Source organism: Pseudomonas sp. ADPe, assembly GCF_014843515.1.
Classification (GTDB): Bacteria; Pseudomonadota; Gammaproteobacteria; order Pseudomonadales; family Pseudomonadaceae; genus Pseudomonas; species Pseudomonas citronellolis.
In genome coordinates this window covers 2,916,049-2,931,404 of record NZ_CP062122.1, presented here as the reverse complement: position 1 = coordinate 2,931,404, position 15,356 = coordinate 2,916,049, and the positions used below count along the sequence as shown (strand labels likewise).

General features: G+C 67.1%; 14 protein-coding genes and 1 pseudogene. 5 read left to right on the top strand and 10 right to left on the bottom strand.

Annotated elements, in window-relative coordinates; translation table 11 throughout:
- Positions 1-8: 8 nt before the first annotated feature.
- The 6 genes and pseudogenes from IG194_RS13350 to glyQ all read right to left on the bottom strand — a co-directional run.
- A pseudogene (locus IG194_RS13350) lies at positions 9-704 on the bottom strand (DEAD/DEAH box helicase); the annotation flags it as partial.
- An 878-nt stretch (positions 705-1,582) separates the two neighbouring features.
- Positions 1,583-1,837, bottom strand: coding sequence for a hypothetical protein (locus IG194_RS13345; protein WP_141679799.1), 255 nt, complete (start codon positions 1,835-1,837; stop codon positions 1,583-1,585).
- A 314-nt stretch (positions 1,838-2,151) separates the two neighbouring features.
- Positions 2,152-2,919 carry a lysophospholipid acyltransferase family protein gene (locus IG194_RS13340; RefSeq protein ID WP_009614452.1) on the bottom strand — a complete coding sequence of 256 codons (768 nt, stop codon included), beginning with the start codon at positions 2,917-2,919 and terminating at the stop codon, positions 2,152-2,154.
- 13 nt (positions 2,920-2,932) lie between these two features.
- Positions 2,933-3,463, bottom strand: a complete 531-nt coding sequence (gene gmhB / locus IG194_RS13335; RefSeq protein ID WP_058487946.1) for a D-glycero-beta-D-manno-heptose 1,7-bisphosphate 7-phosphatase — start codon at positions 3,461-3,463, stop codon at positions 2,933-2,935.
- Positions 3,464-3,541: 78 nt separating this feature from the next.
- Complete coding sequence (gene glyS, locus IG194_RS13330; RefSeq protein WP_192353652.1) at positions 3,542-5,596, bottom strand: glycine--tRNA ligase subunit beta; 2,055 nt, start codon at positions 5,594-5,596, stop codon at positions 3,542-3,544.
- The gene (gene glyQ / locus IG194_RS13325) at positions 5,596-6,543 is read right to left on the bottom strand and encodes a glycine--tRNA ligase subunit alpha (protein WP_058487944.1); all 948 of its coding nucleotides are present in this window, start codon (positions 6,541-6,543) and stop codon (positions 5,596-5,598) included. Before glyQ ends, glyS begins: the two co-directional genes overlap by 1 nt.
- Positions 6,544-6,726: 183 nt before the next feature.
- Here glyQ and IG194_RS13320 point away from each other — a divergent pair, with 183 nt between their 5' ends.
- The 4 genes from IG194_RS13320 to IG194_RS13305 all read left to right on the top strand — a co-directional run bounded on the left by IG194_RS13320 (position 6,727) and on the right by IG194_RS13305 (position 10,095).
- The gene (locus tag IG194_RS13320) at positions 6,727-7,275 is read left to right on the top strand and encodes a DNA-3-methyladenine glycosylase I (RefSeq protein WP_058487943.1); all 549 of its coding nucleotides are present in this window, start codon (positions 6,727-6,729) and stop codon (positions 7,273-7,275) included.
- Positions 7,276-7,564: 289 nt separating this feature from the next.
- The gene (locus tag IG194_RS13315; RefSeq protein ID WP_009614460.1) at positions 7,565-8,452 is read left to right on the top strand and encodes a lysophospholipid acyltransferase; all 888 of its coding nucleotides are present in this window, start codon (positions 7,565-7,567) and stop codon (positions 8,450-8,452) included.
- A 6-nt stretch (positions 8,453-8,458) separates the two neighbouring features.
- Positions 8,459-9,772 carry an Nramp family divalent metal transporter gene (locus IG194_RS13310; protein WP_058487942.1) on the top strand — a complete coding sequence of 438 codons (1,314 nt, stop codon included), beginning with the start codon at positions 8,459-8,461 and terminating at the stop codon, positions 9,770-9,772.
- A 56-nt stretch (positions 9,773-9,828) separates the two neighbouring features.
- Entirely contained in the window at positions 9,829-10,095 is a 267-nt protein-coding gene (locus tag IG194_RS13305) for a PilZ domain-containing protein (protein WP_009614462.1), read from the top strand.
- A 201-nt stretch (positions 10,096-10,296) separates the two neighbouring features.
- On the opposite strand, the gene ehuA is transcribed toward IG194_RS13305, so the two are convergent.
- Genes ehuA through ehuB form a run of 4 tightly spaced genes read right to left on the bottom strand, consistent with a single transcriptional unit; the run spans position 10,297 to position 13,381 of the window.
- Positions 10,297-11,130 carry an ectoine/hydroxyectoine ABC transporter ATP-binding protein EhuA gene (ehuA, locus tag IG194_RS13300; RefSeq protein WP_058487941.1) on the bottom strand — a complete coding sequence of 278 codons (834 nt, stop codon included), beginning with the start codon at positions 11,128-11,130 and terminating at the stop codon, positions 10,297-10,299.
- Between the two features lie 23 nt (positions 11,131-11,153).
- Complete coding sequence (ehuD, locus tag IG194_RS13295) at positions 11,154-11,810, bottom strand: ectoine/hydroxyectoine ABC transporter permease subunit EhuD (RefSeq protein ID WP_009614464.1); 657 nt, start codon at positions 11,808-11,810, stop codon at positions 11,154-11,156.
- Positions 11,810-12,466, bottom strand: a complete 657-nt coding sequence (gene ehuC / locus IG194_RS13290; protein ID WP_009614465.1) for an ectoine/hydroxyectoine ABC transporter permease subunit EhuC — start codon at positions 12,464-12,466, stop codon at positions 11,810-11,812. The genes ehuD and ehuC overlap by 1 nt, the downstream gene beginning before the upstream one ends.
- Before the next feature lie 60 nt (positions 12,467-12,526).
- Positions 12,527-13,381, bottom strand: coding sequence for an ectoine/hydroxyectoine ABC transporter substrate-binding protein EhuB (gene ehuB, locus IG194_RS13285; RefSeq protein ID WP_058487940.1), 855 nt, complete (start codon positions 13,379-13,381; stop codon positions 12,527-12,529).
- A 404-nt stretch (positions 13,382-13,785) separates the two neighbouring features.
- Here ehuB and IG194_RS13280 point away from each other — a divergent pair, with 404 nt between their 5' ends.
- Positions 13,786-15,180 (top strand): PLP-dependent aminotransferase family protein, encoded by a 1,395-nt coding sequence (locus IG194_RS13280; protein WP_058489687.1) that lies wholly within the window; start codon positions 13,786-13,788, stop codon positions 15,178-15,180.
- Positions 15,181-15,356: the final 176 nt, after the last annotated feature.

The window sequence follows — 15,356 nt, the reverse complement described above, 5'->3', positions numbered from 1 at the left end:
GGGCCGAACAGCTCCAGGGAACTGGATGCCTCCGCAAAGCGATAGCCCATGGCTCTATAACCTGCCTCCCGCTTGCTCCACATCCGAAGCAAGGCAGGGTGCCCTGCGTCGACGAAGTCGATGATGCGCACGTCAGCCTTGCTCGAATGTTCACGGTGGAGCCGCCCCGCATACTGTTGAAGCGTTCCCTTCCAGGAGACCGGCATGGCCAGTATGAGCGTATCCAGGGGCGGATGATCGAAGCCTTCGCCTACCAGCTTGCCGGTGGCCAGGATTACCCGGGGTGCATCGGCGGGCAGGGCCGCCAACCCCTCCATGAGGGCTGCACGCTGTTTCCTGGAAAGCCGGCCATGCAGTGCGAACAGATTCTTGATCTGCCCAGGCAATCTTTCCTCGAGCGCATTGAGATGGTCCGTTCGCTCCGTCAGCACCAGGATCTTCCTCCCCTGGTTGAAGGCAGCAACCACCTCGGCAACGATGCGCTCCGTCCTCTCTGTATCCCTGGCAATCAGCAGGAAGACCTCCTGGATACCCGCCCCTTCTTGCGTAACGATCGGCCTGGACGACCACCGCGGTAGTACGAGCAGATCGACAGGGGCGCTTTCGGGCCTGGCCGCCGTATGCCGTATCGGCCCGCACTGCATGAAGATAATCGGCTGCTGGCCATCCCGGCGTATCGGTGTGGCTGTCAGGCCCAGCACATAGACGTTTGAAGAGCGCCAGCTTTGCGTCCGTATCGAGTTGCTTGGTTGGCGTCGGGGGACGGCTCGGTCGGCCGTCAGGCAGGCGCCAGTCGATGCCATGGGCTTCCAGTAGCTCGATCAAGCGAGCGTTCTCCGCCCGCAAATGTTCCAACTGATCCTTATCGACCTTCACAATGAAACGACCTTCTTTCGACCTCTCATCGGCCATCAGGTCGTGGGCCTGACGGCAAATCATTACCATAAAGCCAAATTGCCGAGCGGTGGTTGTAATGCTGTTTTTAGGCTCTGCCATGGTTCAGCGAAGGCATCCTGGCTCTGGTTCCGCTCCCTCACCCCAGCCCTCTCCCAGAGGGAGAGGGGGTTGTTCGGAGCAGTCGGAGAGTTCGGCGTCGTCCTGAAGCGCCTGATCGTCCCCGTCACTCTCGCGAGCGAAGGAGCGCGTAGGGCGCATAACCGTTCGCGGTTATCCGCCGTTGGCCGTGCCACCGGGGCGTTCGGCGGGGCTGGTGAGGCCAATCGCGGACGGAGTCCGCTCCTACGCCCGTGCTTCCCTGAACCGTAGGAGCAACCTTGCCGGTCGCGCCGAGGTGCTCTTCGTAGGATGGGTTGAGCCTGCGAAACCCATGCGGTTGCGGTGATGGGTATCGCTTCGCTCAACCCATCCTACGAGGAGACTCCGTAGGACACTCTGTCCGCGATTCGGCGGATAACGCCGTAGGCGTTATGCGCCCTACGTTTCTTTTTTCCGGGATATGGCGAGGTCGGGGCGGAGAATCGGGTTCACGCCTCTTCCCTATAGGAAACGCCATTAGGGCAATTGTTGGGCTTGCTCCGAAGCCGCTCTCCGGCCAAGGAGGGCGTTTATGCGGAAAACGGATTCAGAACCCCGCACCAGGCCGCAGCGGAAAGACCGCCTCGGGGTAGCCTGCATCCTCGGGAATACACAGATGGCGGATGCCGCCAATTTCCTCAAGCCAAGGCTGCTCGCTACCCGCGCGCCGTGCCAGGAGGATGCCGCTCTCCTCGAACAGCTCGCGCAGCCCCGCTACGCGAAAACGCAGTTCGTCGTCGTCCAGGGCATCCGCGCCCAGGCAGTGCTGCCGAAGCCGCGCATGGCCGTCGGCCTGCTCCACCTTGCCACCGGGGAAACACCAGGGCGCCGCCGCAGAAGGCCGCCTGGGGATTGCGCAGCAGTATGAAGACTTCCAGCCCCGTGCCCTCCTCCGCTTCGCGCAGAAGCAGGATGGAGGTGGCTGGACGCGGTTCGATCGGTGGCATGGCGAGCGCTCTTCCCTGGGGCCTGCCCTTGAGCTTATAGGCCGCCTGGGACGCGCGTGGAGGGCGTATCGGACAAAATCCAGGGGATGGTTGCCGTATCGCCTCATCGTGCGCCAGAAACGAAAACAGGGCCCTTTGGGCCCTGTTCGCTACAGCTGGGTTATCCGTCTCAGGCCACGTCGGCCTTGGGGGTTGCCTGCGCCGGCAACTCGCCCATCTCGCGCAGCGTCCGCGCCACCCATTCCTCGGCGCGCTGGTTGAGTTCGGCGATGGCGCGCGGGCCCTCGCCTTCGGCGTGCATCGCCGGACCGAACACCACTTCGATGGTGCCCGGGTGCTTGGCCCAGCCGTTCTTCGGCCAGCAGTGGCCGGCGTTGTGGGCGATGGGCAGCACCGGCAGGCCGGCGTTCACCGCCAGGGCCGCGCCGCCGCGGGAGAACTTGCCCAGCTCGCCGGTGGGGATGCGCGTGCCTTCCGGGAAGATCAGCACCCAGGCGCCCTGCTGCAGGCGCTCGTGGCCCTGCTTGGCGAGTTGCTTGAGGGCCAGCTTGGGCTGGCTGCGGTCGATGGCGATGGGCCTGAGCAGGGCCAGGGCCCAGCCGAAGAAGGGCACGAACAGCAGCTCGCGCTTGAGCACCTGGCTCAGCGGCTCGAAGTAGCCGGAGAGGAAGAAGGTCTCCCAGGTGCTCTGGTGCTTGGAGAGGATCACGCAGGGCTTCTGCGGGATGTTCTCCAGGCCGCTCAGGCGGTAGCGTACGCCGACCATGTGCCAGGCCAGCCAGACGGCGAAGCGGCACCAGCGCTGGACCACGAAGCGGTAGCGCGCGCGGAACGGCAGGAAGGGTGCGATCAGCAGGCTGAGGGTGCCCCAGAGGAAGGCGCTGGCGGACAGCAGCAGGTAGAAAAGAACGGTTCTGGTGGCCTGCACTGTCGACATGGTCAGCGGGTCCTTAGGGCAAGAGGTGGGAAGCGACGGCGGCCAGGTCGTCGAAGACCAGCGTGCCTTCGGGCAGCGGTTTGGCCAGGGTACGTTCGCCCTTGCCGGTTTTCACCAGCACGGGCTGACAGTCGACGGCCAGGGCGGCGTCCAGGTCACCCCGGGTGTCGCCGACGAACCATACGCCCTTGAGCGGAACGTCGTAGTGCGCGGCGATCTGCCTGAGCATACCCGGCTTCGGCTTGCGGCACTCGCAGCCTTCGTCGGGTCCATGGGGGCAATGGACGATCAGCCCCAGTTCGCCGCCCTGCTCCGCCACCAGTTCGCGCAGCCGCGCGTGCATGCTTTCCAGCGTCGCCAGGTCGTAGTAGCCGCGGGCGATGCCGGACTGGTTGGTGGCCACCGCGACCTTCCAGCCGGCCTTGCTCAGGCGGGCGATGGCGGCGATGGCGCCGGGAATGGGAATCCACTCGTCGAGGGATTTGATGTATGCGTCGGAGTCCTGGTTGATGACGCCGTCGCGGTCGACGATCAATAACTTCATAGCTTTAGCCAGAGGCTTGAAGCCGGAAGCTTGAAGCGGGAAGAATTTCCAGCTTCAGGCTTCCAGCCTCCAGCTCCATTACCCCAACAGAGAGATATCGGCGACGCCGAGGAACAGCCCACGCAGCTTCGCCAGCAGGGCGTAGCGGTTGGCGCGCACGGCGCTGTCGTCGGCGTTGACCAGGACTTCCTCGAAGAAGGCGTCCACCGGCGCGCGCAGGGCTGCCAGGCGGGCCAGGGCGGCGCGGTAGTCGCGCGCCCGGGCCAGCGGCGCCACTTCGCCTTCGGCGGCCGCCACGGCGCTGCCCAGGGCCTTCTCGGCGGCCTCGTTGAGCAGGCCGGCATTCACGCTCTGCGGCACCTCTCCTTCGGCCTTGGCGAGGATGTTGGACACGCGCTTGTTGGCGGCGGCCAGGGCCTCGGCTTCGGGCAGTTGGCGGAAGGCCTGCACGGCCTGCACGCGCTGGTCGAAGTCCAGCGGCGCGGTCGGCGTCAGGGCGCGCACGGCCTGGTACACGGCGACGTCCACGCCTTCGTCCTCGTAGCGCGCGCGCAGGCGGTCGAAGATGAAGTCTTGCACCTGGGCGGCCAGGCCCTCGGCCTTGACCTTGTCGCCGTACTGGCCGACGGCGAAGGCGATGGTCTCGCCCAGGTCGAGGTCCAGCTGCTTCTCGATGAGGATGCGCAGCACGCCCAGGGCGGCGCGGCGCAGGGCGTACGGGTCCTTGCTGCCGGTGGGCAGCATGCCGATGCCGAAGATGCCGACCAGGGTGTCGAGCTTGTCGGCCACCGCCACCGCGGCGCCGGTCAGGGTGCTTGGCAGCTCGGCGCCGGCGCCGCGCGGCATGTACTGCTCGTTCAGCGCCAGGGCGACGTCGTTGGCTTCACCACCGGCAGTGGCGTAGTAGTAGCCGGCGATGCCCTGCATCTCCGGGAACTCGCCGACCATCTCGGTGGCCAGGTCGCACTTGGAGAGGATGCCGGCGCGGGCGGCGTTCTTCGCATCACCGCCAATGCGCTCGGCGATGAAGGCGGCCAGGGCGGAGACGCGCTCGGCCTTGTCGAACACGGTGCCGAGCTGGGCCTGGAACACCACGTTCTTCAGGCGCTCGTTGAAGCGCTCCAGCGGCTGCTTCTGATCCTGCTTGAAGAAGAACTCGGCGTCGGTCAGGCGCGGGCGCACGACCTTCTCGTTGCCCGAGACGATGTGCTCGGGCGCCTTGCTCTGCACGTTGGCCACGGTGATGAAGCGCGGCAGCAGCTTGCCGCTGGCGTCCAGCAGGCAGAAGTACTTCTGGTTGTCCTGCATGGTGGTGATCAGCGCTTCCTGGGGCACGGCGAGGAAGCGTTCCTCGAAGGAGCACACCAGCGGCACCGGCCATTCGACCAGGGCGGTCACTTCGTCGAGCAGGGCCGGCGGCACGATGGCGCTGCCCTTCTGCTCGGCGGCAAGCTCGGCGACGCGCTTGGCGATGATTTCGCGGCGCTCGGCGAAGTCGGCCAGCACGTGGGCGCTGCGCAGGTCTTCCAGGTAGTTGGCGGGGCTGGAGATCAGCACGTTGTCCGGGTTGTGGAAGCGGTGGCCACGGGATTCACGGCCGGCCTTGCGGGTGAGGATCTCGCACTCCACCACCTCGTCGCCGAACAGCATCACCAGCCACTGCGTCGGACGCACGAACTCTTCACGGCGGGCGGCCCAGCGCATGCGCTTGGGAATCGGCAGGTCGTTCAGCGAGGTTTCGACGATGCCCGGCAGCAGGCCCACGGCCGGCTGGCCGGGGATGCTCTGGCTGAACTTCAGCTTGGGCCCGCTCTGGTCGATCTGCGCCAGGTCCACGCCGCACTTCTTGGCGAAGCCCAGGGCGGCCTGGGTCGGGTTGCCGCTGGCGTCGAAGGCGGCCTGCAGCGGCGGGCCGTCGAGGTTGACGGTGCGGTCGGGCTGCTGCACGGCGAGCTGGTCGATCTGCACGGCCAGGCGGCGCGGCGCGGCATAGTAGCGGGCGGCCGAGTAGGTCAGGCCTGCGGCCTTAAGGTCCTTCTCGATGCCGGCCAGGAAGGCTTCACCGAGGCTCTTCAGGGCCTTGGGGGGCAGCTCTTCGGTGCCCAGTTCGACGAGGAAATCCTTCGCGCTCATTATTCGGCCTCCTTCAGCTTGGCCAGTACTTCGTCACGCAGTTCGGGGGTGGCCATCGGGAAGCCCAGGCGCGCGCGCGCCTGCAGGTAGCTCTGCGCCACGTTACGGGCCAGGGTGCGCACGCGCAGGATGTAGCGCTGACGCTCGGTCACCGAGATGGCCCGGCGCGCATCCAGCAGGTTGAAGGTGTGCGAGGCCTTGAGGACCATCTCATAGGTCGGCAGCGGCAGCTGCAGCTCGATCAGGCGGTTGGCTTCGCTTTCGTAGAAGTCGAACAGTTCGAACAGCTTCTCGACGTTGGCGTGCTCGAAGTTGTAGGTCGACTGCTCCACCTCGTTCTGGTGGAACACGTCGCCATAGGTGACCTTGCCGAACGGGCCGTCGGCCCACACCAGGTCGTACACCGAGTCGACGCCCTGGATGTACATGGCCAGGCGTTCCAGGCCGTAGGTGATCTCGCCGGTAACCGGGTAGCACTCGATGCCGCCGACCTGCTGGAAGTAGGTGAACTGGGTGACTTCCATGCCGTTCAGCCAGATTTCCCAGCCCAGGCCCCAGGCGCCGAGGGTCGGCGATTCCCAGTTGTCCTCGACGAAGCGGATGTCGTGCACCAGCGGGTCGATGCCGATGGCCTTCAGCGAGCCCAGGTAGAGCTCCTGGAAGTTCTCCGGGTTGGGCTTGAGCACCACCTGGAACTGGTAGTAGTGCTGCAGGCGGTTCGGGTTCTCGCCATAGCGGCCGTCGGTGGGGCGGCGGCTGGGCTGCACGTAGGCGGCGTTCCAGGTCTCCGGGCCGATGGCGCGCAGGAAGGTGGCGGTATGGAAGGTGCCGGCGCCAACTTCCATGTCGTAGGGCTGCAGCACCACGCAGCCCTGGTCGGCCCAGTACTGTTGCAGGGCGAGGATCAGGTCCTGGAAGGTGCGCACGGCGGGCGTAGTCTGGCTCACGAATTTCACCTGTGCTGGGTATGCGACGAAAACCCCGCAGTATACCCGAAGCCGCGTACCGCTTGGGGTGCGCGCACGTTTTCGGATGAATTCGCAAACGCCGGGAAGCGGGCATTTGACTGTATCTTCATACAGTATTCCGGCTATAGTGGGACTTCCCTTCGCCCCGTCAGGACGACCGCCATGCCCCGCTGCTTCTGGTGCAACGACGACCCGCTGTACATCGCCTACCACGACACCGAGTGGGGCGTGCCGCAGAGAGACCCGCAGGCGCTGTTCGAAATGCTGGTGCTCGAAGGCGCCCAGGCCGGGCTGTCGTGGATCACCGTGCTGCGCAAGCGCGAGCGCTACCGTGAGGTGCTGTTCGGCTTCGACCCCGAACGCCTGGCGCGCATGAGCGACGAGGAGATCGAGCAGCGCATGCAGGATGCGGGCATCATCCGCAACCTGGCCAAGCTCAGGGCCGCGCGGCAGAACGCCCGGGCCTGGCTGGAACTGCCCGAGCCGGTGGAATTCCTCTGGTCCTTCGTCGGCGGCCAGCCGAAGGTCAACCATTTCAGCGGCCGCGGCGACGTCCCGGCGGTGACGCCCGAGGCTGAGGCCATGAGCAAGGCCCTGAAGAAGGCCGGCTTCACCTTCGTTGGGCCGACCATCTGCTACGCCTTCATGCAGGCCACGGGGATGGTGATGGACCACACCACCGATTGCGACCGTTACGCGGAGCTGTCCTGACTGCGGACGGAATTCGCTTCCACGCGCTCTTCGTAGGATGGGTTGAGCCTCGGCGAAACCCATGCGGCCATGGCGATGGGTATCGCTTCGCTCCACCCATCCTACGATCGTGAGCGGGCCCTGCCCGCGATTCGCGCGCAGGGCGCGCTCCTACATGGAAAGAAAAGGCATGGCCGGATCACCCGGTGCGTGGATTCAGGCTGTTTCTATCGCCCCCATTGCCGCGCGCCTTTCGCCTTCGCCCATGCCCGCTGGTTAGAATGTGCGCATTCGGCTGAAGGAGCATTCCGTGGAGAAATTCAAAGGTGCCTTGGTGGTGGGTGGGCTGCGCCTGTTCGCCATGCTGCCCTGGCGGGCGGTGCAGGGCTTGGGGGCCGCCATCGGCTGGCTGATGTGGAAGCTGCCCAACCGCTCCCGCGAGGTGGCGCGCATCAACATCTCGCATTGCTTCCCCGAGCTGTCCGCCGCGGAGCTGGACAAGCTGCTGGGCCAGAGCCTGATGGACATCGGCAGGACCCTCACCGAGAGCGCCTGCGCCTGGATCTGGCCGCCGCAGAAGTCGCTGCAGTACATCCGCGAGGTCGAGGGTATGGAGGTGCTGGAAGAGGCCCTGGCCTCCGGCGACGGCCTGGTCGGCATCACCAGCCACCTGGGCAACTGGGAAGTGCTCAACCACTTCTACTGCTCCTACGCCAAGCCGATCATCTTCTACCGCCCGCCGAAGCTGAAGGCGGTGGACGAGCTGCTGAAGAAGCAGCGCGTGCAGCTGGGCAACCGCGTGGCGCCGTCGACCCCCGAAGGCATCATCAGCGTGATCAAGGAAGTGCGGCGCGGCGGCTGCGTCGGCATCCCGTGCGACCCGGAGCCGGACCTGGGCTCGGGGCTGTTCGTGCCCTACCTGGGCACCACCGCGCTGACCAGCAAGTTCGTGCCATCGCTGCTGTCGCGCGGCAAGGCGCGCGGGGTGTTCTTTCACGCCGTGCGCCTGCCCGACGGCAGCGGCTACAAGGTGATCCTCGAAGCCGCGCCGGCGGACATGTACGACAAGGACATGGAAGTCTCGGTCGCCGCCCTGAGCCGCGAGCTGGCCCGCTACGTGCGCGACTACCCGAGCCAGTACATGTGGACCATGAAGCGCTTCAAGAAGCGCCCGGAAGGCGAAGCCAGGTGGTATTGAACTGACATGTGGGGATTGCCGACTACCGCCACCGCGCCCTTCTGCCCTTCCGAGGTCAGGGGCAGCGTCGTCGTTTCGCCCAGCGCGCCGCTGTGGAAGCGCATCCTGCAGTTCGCCGGGCCCGGCCTGCTGGTCTCTATCGGCTACATGGACCCGGGCAACTGGGCCACGGCCATCGAGGCCGGTTCCGGCTTCGGCTACCAGCTGCTCTACGTGGTGCTGCTGTCCAGCCTCGCCGGCATGGTCCTGCAGTGCCTGGCCATGCGCCTGGGCATCGTCACCGGCCAGGACCTGGCGCAGCTCTCGCGGCAGCGCTACAGCCCGGCCATGGCCAAGGCCCAGTGGCTGCTGGCGGAGCTGTCGATCGTCGCCACGGACCTGGCCGAGGTGCTCGGCTGCGCCCTGGCCTTCCACCTGCTGCTGGGGGTGAACCTCACCGGCGGCATCCTCCTCACCGCCCTCGACACCCTGATCGTCCTCGGCCTCAAGGGCCAGCGCTTCCGTCACCTGGAGGCGATCATGCTGGGGCTGATCATCACCATCAGCGCCTGCTACGTGGTCGAGCTGGTGCTGGTCAAGCCGTACTGGCCGGACGTCGCCGCCGGCTTCGTGCCCAGCCTGGACACCCTCAGCCAGCGCGAGCCGCTGTACCTGGCCATCGGCATCCTCGGCGCCACCGTGATGCCGCACAACCTCTACCTGCACTCCTCCATCGTGCAGACCCGCGCGGTGGCCGGCAGCCAGGGCAAGGCCTCGGCGATCCGCCTGGCGCGGCTGGACACCGTGGTCTCGCTGAGCCTGGCGCTGCTGATCAACGCCGCCATCCTGATCCTCGCCGCCGCGGCCTTCCACGAGACCGGGCACGCCGACGTCACCGAGATCCAGGACGCCTACCGCCTGCTCGAACCCCTGGTCGGCGCCGGCCTGGCCGCCATCCTCTTCGGCGTCGCCCTGCTCGCCTCCGGGCAGAGCTCCACCTTCACCGGCACCATCGCCGGCCAGGTGATCATGGAAGGCTTCCTGCAGATGAAGATCCCCTGCTGGCAGCGCCGCCTGATCACCCGCGCCCTGGCGCTGATCCCGGCGCTGCTGGGGGTGATGCTGATGGGCGACAGGGCGGTGGGCAAGCTGCTGGTGTTCAGCCAGGTGGTGCTCAGCCTGCAGCTGCCCTTCGCGCTCTGGCCGCTGATCCGCTTCACCAGCGACCGCGCGCTGATGGGCGAATTCGCCAACCGCTGGCCGACCCGCGCGCTGGCCTGGCTGCTTTTCGTGGTCATCAGCGGCGCCAACCTCTGGCTGCTGGGGCAACTGGCCGCTTGACCGGCGGCGGCGGATCGGGCCGACTATGCCGCTGACATTCCGGACGGATGCCGAGCATGGCGAATCAGAGGCAGTACCCGCGTACCCCGATGAAGTGCAGGATCAAGATCGTCCATCCCAGCTTCGGCGAGGTCATCGGCCACACCCGTGACCTCTCCGACGGCGGCGTCTACGTGCGTCACGCAGCGCTGGCCGGGCTTGCTCCCGGCACCCGCGTGCACGGCCAGGTGCAGGACCTGCCCATGGAAGCGCCGGTTCTGGAGATGGAAGTCATGCGCACCGACGCCGAGGGCGCCGGCCTGCGTTTCGTCGATTCCGACTGAGAGTGGCTACTGTGGTGGGCTGGGGAACCTGCTCTCTGACACCATAGGCGCGGGCTTTGCCCGCGAATCGCGCGCAGGGCGCGCTCCTACGCCCTCCGGCAAACACACCGCCCGTAGGATGGTGTTGAGCGAAGCGATACCCATCACCACGACCGCATGGGTTTCGCCAAGGCTCAACCCATCCTACGAAAAGCACCCCCCTCAACTCGCCTCGTTCACCGCACTCAGGAAACACCGCGTCCGCTCATGCTGCGGGTGCCCGAACAGCTGCTCCGGCGTCCCCTGTTCCAGGATGCTGCCCTGGTGGAAGAAGCACACGCGGTCGGCGAACTCGCGGGCGAAGCCCATCTGGTGGGTGACCATCAGCATGGTCAGGTTGTGCTCGGTGCCGAGCCGGCGCACCACGTTGAGCACTTCGCCGCACAGCTCCGGGTCCAGCGCCGAGGTCACCTCGTCGAACAGCATCACCTTCGGCCGCATGGCCAGGGCGCGGGCGATGGCCACGCGTTGCTGCTGGCCGCCGGAGAGCTGCGAGGGGTAGTGCTCCAGCTTGTTGCCCAGGCCGACCATCTCCAGCAGTTCCACGGCGCGCTCGCGGGCCTCGTCGCGGCGCATGCCCAGCACCTGCACCGGCGCTTCCATCACGTTCTTCAGCGCGCTCATGTGCGGGAACAGGTTGAAGCTCTGGAACACCATGCCGATCTTGCCGCGCACGCGGCGCACGTGGGCTTCCGAGGCGCGCACCGGCTCGCCGTTGCGCAACTGGTGGGTGAGCGGCTCGCCGTCCACCTCGATCGCCCCGCTGTCGATGCTCTCCAGGGTCATCAGGGCGCGCAGCAGGGTCGACTTGCCCGAGCCGCTGGGGCCGATGATGGCGACCTTCTCGTTGGCGCCCACCTCCAGGTTCAGGTGGTTCAGCACGCTGAAGCTGCCGTAGCTCTTGCACACGTCGCGGAAGCGCACCATCGGCTGGGCGGTCTGTGCCCGCGGGGCCTCGTCGGCCAGCGGCCGGGTGGTCATGGACAGGACGGTCATGGGGTTTCCTCCGGTGGGCGCTTTCATGGCAGTGCCGTGCGTTTTTCCACCTGGCGGACCACGCCGGCCAGGCTGATGCTGATGAGCAGGAAGAACACCCCGACCAGGGTGATCGGCTCCAGGTAGCGGAAGCTGTCGGAACCGATGTTCTTGGCCTGCTGCATGATTTCCACCACGGTGATCGCCGAGAGCACCGGGGTGTCCTTGAACATGGCGATCAGGTAGTTGCCCAGCGCCGGCAGCACCGGGCGGATGGCCTGGGGCAGGATCACCTGGCGGTAGGCCCGCCACGGCGAGAAGTTCAGCGCCGTGACCGCCTCCCACTGCCCGCGCGGCACCGACTCCAGGCCGGCGCGGTAGACCTCGGCGGTGTAGCAGGCATAGTGCAGGGCGATGCCCAGGGTGCCGGCCACCAGCGAGGTCATGTTCAGCCCGTAGCTGGGCAGCACGTAGAACAGGAAGTACACCTGGATCAGCAGCGGCGTGCTGCGGATGAACTCGATCAGCCAGGCCGCCGGCCACGACAGCCAGAAGTGCCGGCTGCGCCGGGCCAGGGCGAAGAGCAGGCCGAAGACCACCGCCAGGGCGAAACCGACCAGGGTGATGCCGATGGTCTTGAGCGAGGCGTGCAGCAGCTGCGGCAGGATCTGCCAGGCGAATTGCCAGTCGAACAACTTCATCACAGGCCTCCCCGGATGCGCCCATGCCCCAGCCGGCGTTCCAGGCGGCGCATGAGGAAGACGATGGCCTGGGCCATGGCGAAGTACAGCACCAGGGTCAGGGTGAAGATCTTCAGCGTCTCGAAGGTCGCCTGGTCCAGCTGGCGGGCGCGGAAGGTCAGGTCCGAGAGGGTGATCAGCGACACCAGCGAGGTGTTCTTCAGCAGCTCGATCAGCAGGTTGGTGCCCGGCGGTATGGCGCACAGCAGCGCCTGCGGCAGGATGATCCGGCGAAAGCGCGTGAACGGCGTCATGTTCAGCGCCAGCGCGGCCTCGTACTGCCCCTTGGGCACCGAGCCGATGGCCCCGCGCATCACCTCCGCGCCATAGGCGCCGATGTGCAGGCCCAGGCCGAGGATGGCCACCGTGTAGGCGCCCAGTTCCAGGTTGAACGGCGGCAGCGGCAGTACGAAGAACAGCCAGAACAGCTGCACCAGCAGCGAGGTGCCGCGGAACAGCTCGATGTAGCCGATGGCCAGCCAGCGCACCGCCGGCCACGGCGCCAGGCGGCCGAGGGCGGCGACGATGGCCAGCGCCACCGCCAGCAGCGAGCCGAAGAAGGTGACCTGGACGGTGACCCAGGCGCCCTCCAGCAGCAGTGGAAGCAATTCACCCATGTTGCGCATCCCGTATCGACAGGTTCGACGGAACGGCCGAGGGGGCGGGGCCCCCTGCGGTCACTGTTTGCAGAGCTCGGCGGCGCTCTTGTCGGTCAGGTTGGACTTGTCGAAGCCGAACGGCTTGACCGTCTGCAGGTGTTCGTCGCTGCCCAGCCACTTCTTCAACTGCTGGTTCACCGCGTCGCGCAGGTCCTTGTCTTCCGGGCGGAAGGCCAGGGCGCCGTAGCCGATGTGCGCCGGGTCGTCCTTGAAGTTGGCGATGGCCTCGACGCTGTCGCCACCCTTGGCCGCCAGGCCCTTCATGGTCAGCGCGGTGCCGACGCTGGCGTCGGCGCGGCCGGCGCGCACCGCCTGCAGTTGCGCGGTGGTGTCCGGGACCTGGACGATCTGCTCGTCGCTCACCCCCTCGGCGCGGGCGTAGCCCAGCTCGGCGGTGCCGGACATGATCGCCAGGCGCACGTCCGGGTTCTTCGCGACGTCGGCGTAGCTGTGCAGGTTCTTCGGGTTGCCCCGCTTCACCAGCAGGGTGTCGGGAATCTGGTAGTGCGGGTCGGTGAAGATCACCTGCCGGCAGCGCGGCGGGGTGATGTACATGCCGGCGGCGATCACGTCGAAGCGCCCGGCGCGCAGCCCGGGGATCAGCGCGCCCCACTCGGTGAGCACCGGCTCGACCTTCTTCACGCCCATGGCGGTGAACACCTTGGTGGCGATCTCCGGCGACTCGCCGGTGACCTTGCCGGAGGTCTCGGTGTAGGCGAAGGGCGCCTCGTTGGCGTAGCCGATGCGCACCGTGCCGGTGCTCTGGATGCGTTCCAGGGTGGTCTCGGCCTGGCTGGCGAAGCTGGCCGCAAGGCCCGCCAGCAGGGTACAGGCCAGGCCCAGGCGATGGAGGGAAAGGGGGGCGGTACTCATCTTCGGATCTCCTGATCTTCTCGTGCCGGCCTTGTTGTGGTGTTGGGACGCGGCGGTGGATGGCAGGTAGCGATGTCGTGCGACTGTTGTTCTTATGTTGGGACCCGCCGGGCGGGCCTTCCGAAGTACTGCCCCGACAGAGGGCATTGGTTGCGTTGCAGACTAAGCCGTCCGGCCTTGCGGCTGTTCCCGATCGGCGCCGTCGCGGCGGAAAAAACCGCCTGTCGCGACGCGCCCATCCATGGCTTTTTTCTGCGCCGGCCTTGTGCCGCGGGGGCGGCGGCATGGGCGGCTGGTCGGCCCGAGCATACAAAAGGCTTTCCGGCGCCGGAATTGCACTAGGACAATCCATGGAAATGCCCTGATCCATCACCCTGTGCCGAGGTCGAAGGGGAATGCCCATCATGCAAAGCTGGCGCCACGCGCTGGCCGGCCTGCGGGTCGGCGAATCCAAGTACAAGACGCTGGTCCAGGCCATCGCCACGGAAATCGAACAGGGCCGCCTGCACGACGGCCAGCGCCTGCCGCCGCAGCGCCAGGTGGCCGATGGCCTGGGCATCAGCGTGCAGACGGTGACCAACGCCTACAAGGAACTGGAGCGCCAGGGCCTGGTGCGCTGCGAGGTGGGCCGCGGCAGCTTCGTCTCGCGGCGCATGACCGAGGGCGTGTCGCGCTACATGCTCGACCACCCCGAGCGCGCGCTGGTGGACTTCTCCATGGCCAGCATCGTCCACACCGACGAGCACGACCGCCTGTGGCAGGACACCTGCCGCCAACTGGCGCAGGAGACGGACCAGCCGTGGATGCGCGCCTGCCGGCCGATCGCCGGCTTCGACGGCCACCGCGAGGCGGCGGCGCAGTGGCTGGCGCAGCAGGGCCTACGCTGCGAGCGCGACGACCTGCTGATCACCAACGGCGCCGCCCACGCCATCTTCATCGCCCTCGCCTCCCTGGCCGGGCCGGACGACGTGGTGCTCTGCGAGCAGCTCACCGACCACGGGGTGATCGGCAATTCCCAGGTGCTCGGCTTCACCCTGAAGGGCGTGGAGGTCGACCGCGAGGGCATCGACCCGGAGCACTTCGAGGACCTCTGCGCCAACGAACGCGTCACCGCGCTGGTGTGCACGCCCAACCTGAACAACCCCACCTCCAGCCTGATGAGCGACACCCGGCGCCGGGAGATCGCCGCCATCGCCCAGCGCTTCGGCGTCTACGTCATCGAGGACGACGTCTACGGCCCGCTGTTGGGCGAAGGCCGCGCGCCGCCGCTGAGCCACTACCTGCCGGAGCTGTCGTTCTACTGCACCAGCTTCACCAAGAGCGTGCTCACCGGCCTGCGCATCGGCTACCTGGTGGTGCCGCGGCGCCTGGCCCTGCGCACCGAGAGCATCCTGCGGGTGAACAGCTGGATGGCCGCGCCGCTGCTGGCCGAGGTGGCCACGCGCTGGATCCACAACGGCAACGCCCAGGCCCTGGTGGAACGCCAGCGGCGCCTGCTGGCGGCGCGCCAGGCGCTGGTGGCCGAGCGCTTCGCCGAACACCTGTTGGGCCATGCGCCGCAGGCCCTGAGCTGCTGGATGGGCATTCCCGAGCACTGGGAGCTGGACAGCCTGGTGCGCGAGCTGCGCCACCGGCACATCGCCGTGACCTCGCCGGACCCCTTCATGGTCCGCGGCACGCCGCGGCCGCGCGCGGTGCGCCTGTGCATGGGCGCCGAATGCAGCGACGAACGCATGGCCCAGGCCCTGGACGACATGCGCGAGCTGTTCGAGCAGTACCCGAAGATCCACGATTTCTGAACGGGCCGCCGCCCCGTCCCCTTGTAGGAGCGCGCCCTGCGCGCGAATCGCGGGCAGGGCCCGCTTGTATGGCGTTAGGGTAGGAACCTGTCGGGGGTGGAGGGACAAGACCCGCTTCTGCAAGCCAGACGGTAGGAGACTTCCCCCACCCACGCGCTCACGACAAGCGCCGATAA

Excerpts from the sequence above, each read along its gene's own strand:
- IG194_RS13340 (WP_009614452.1), bottom strand. The coding sequence starts at position 2,919 with ATGTCGACAGTGCAGGCCACCAGAACCGTTCTTTTCTACCTGCTGCTG.
- gmhB (WP_058487946.1), bottom strand. The coding sequence starts at position 3,463 with ATGAAGTTATTGATCGTCGACCGCGACGGCGTCATCAACCAGGACTCC.
- glyS (WP_192353652.1), bottom strand. The coding sequence starts at position 5,596 with ATGAGCGCGAAGGATTTCCTCGTCGAACTGGGCACCGAAGAGCTGCCC.
- IG194_RS13320 (WP_058487943.1), top strand. The coding sequence starts at position 6,727 with ATGCCCCGCTGCTTCTGGTGCAACGACGACCCGCTGTACATCGCCTAC.
- IG194_RS13310 (WP_058487942.1), top strand. The coding sequence starts at position 8,459 with ATGTGGGGATTGCCGACTACCGCCACCGCGCCCTTCTGCCCTTCCGAG.
- IG194_RS13305 (WP_009614462.1), top strand. The coding sequence starts at position 9,829 with ATGGCGAATCAGAGGCAGTACCCGCGTACCCCGATGAAGTGCAGGATC.
- ehuA (WP_058487941.1), bottom strand. The coding sequence starts at position 11,130 with ATGACCGTCCTGTCCATGACCACCCGGCCGCTGGCCGACGAGGCCCCG.
- ehuD (WP_009614464.1), bottom strand. The coding sequence starts at position 11,810 with ATGAAGTTGTTCGACTGGCAATTCGCCTGGCAGATCCTGCCGCAGCTG.
- ehuC (WP_009614465.1), bottom strand. The coding sequence starts at position 12,466 with ATGGGTGAATTGCTTCCACTGCTGCTGGAGGGCGCCTGGGTCACCGTC.
- ehuB (WP_058487940.1), bottom strand. The coding sequence starts at position 13,381 with ATGAGTACCGCCCCCCTTTCCCTCCATCGCCTGGGCCTGGCCTGTACC.
- IG194_RS13280 (WP_058489687.1), top strand. The coding sequence starts at position 13,786 with ATGCAAAGCTGGCGCCACGCGCTGGCCGGCCTGCGGGTCGGCGAATCC.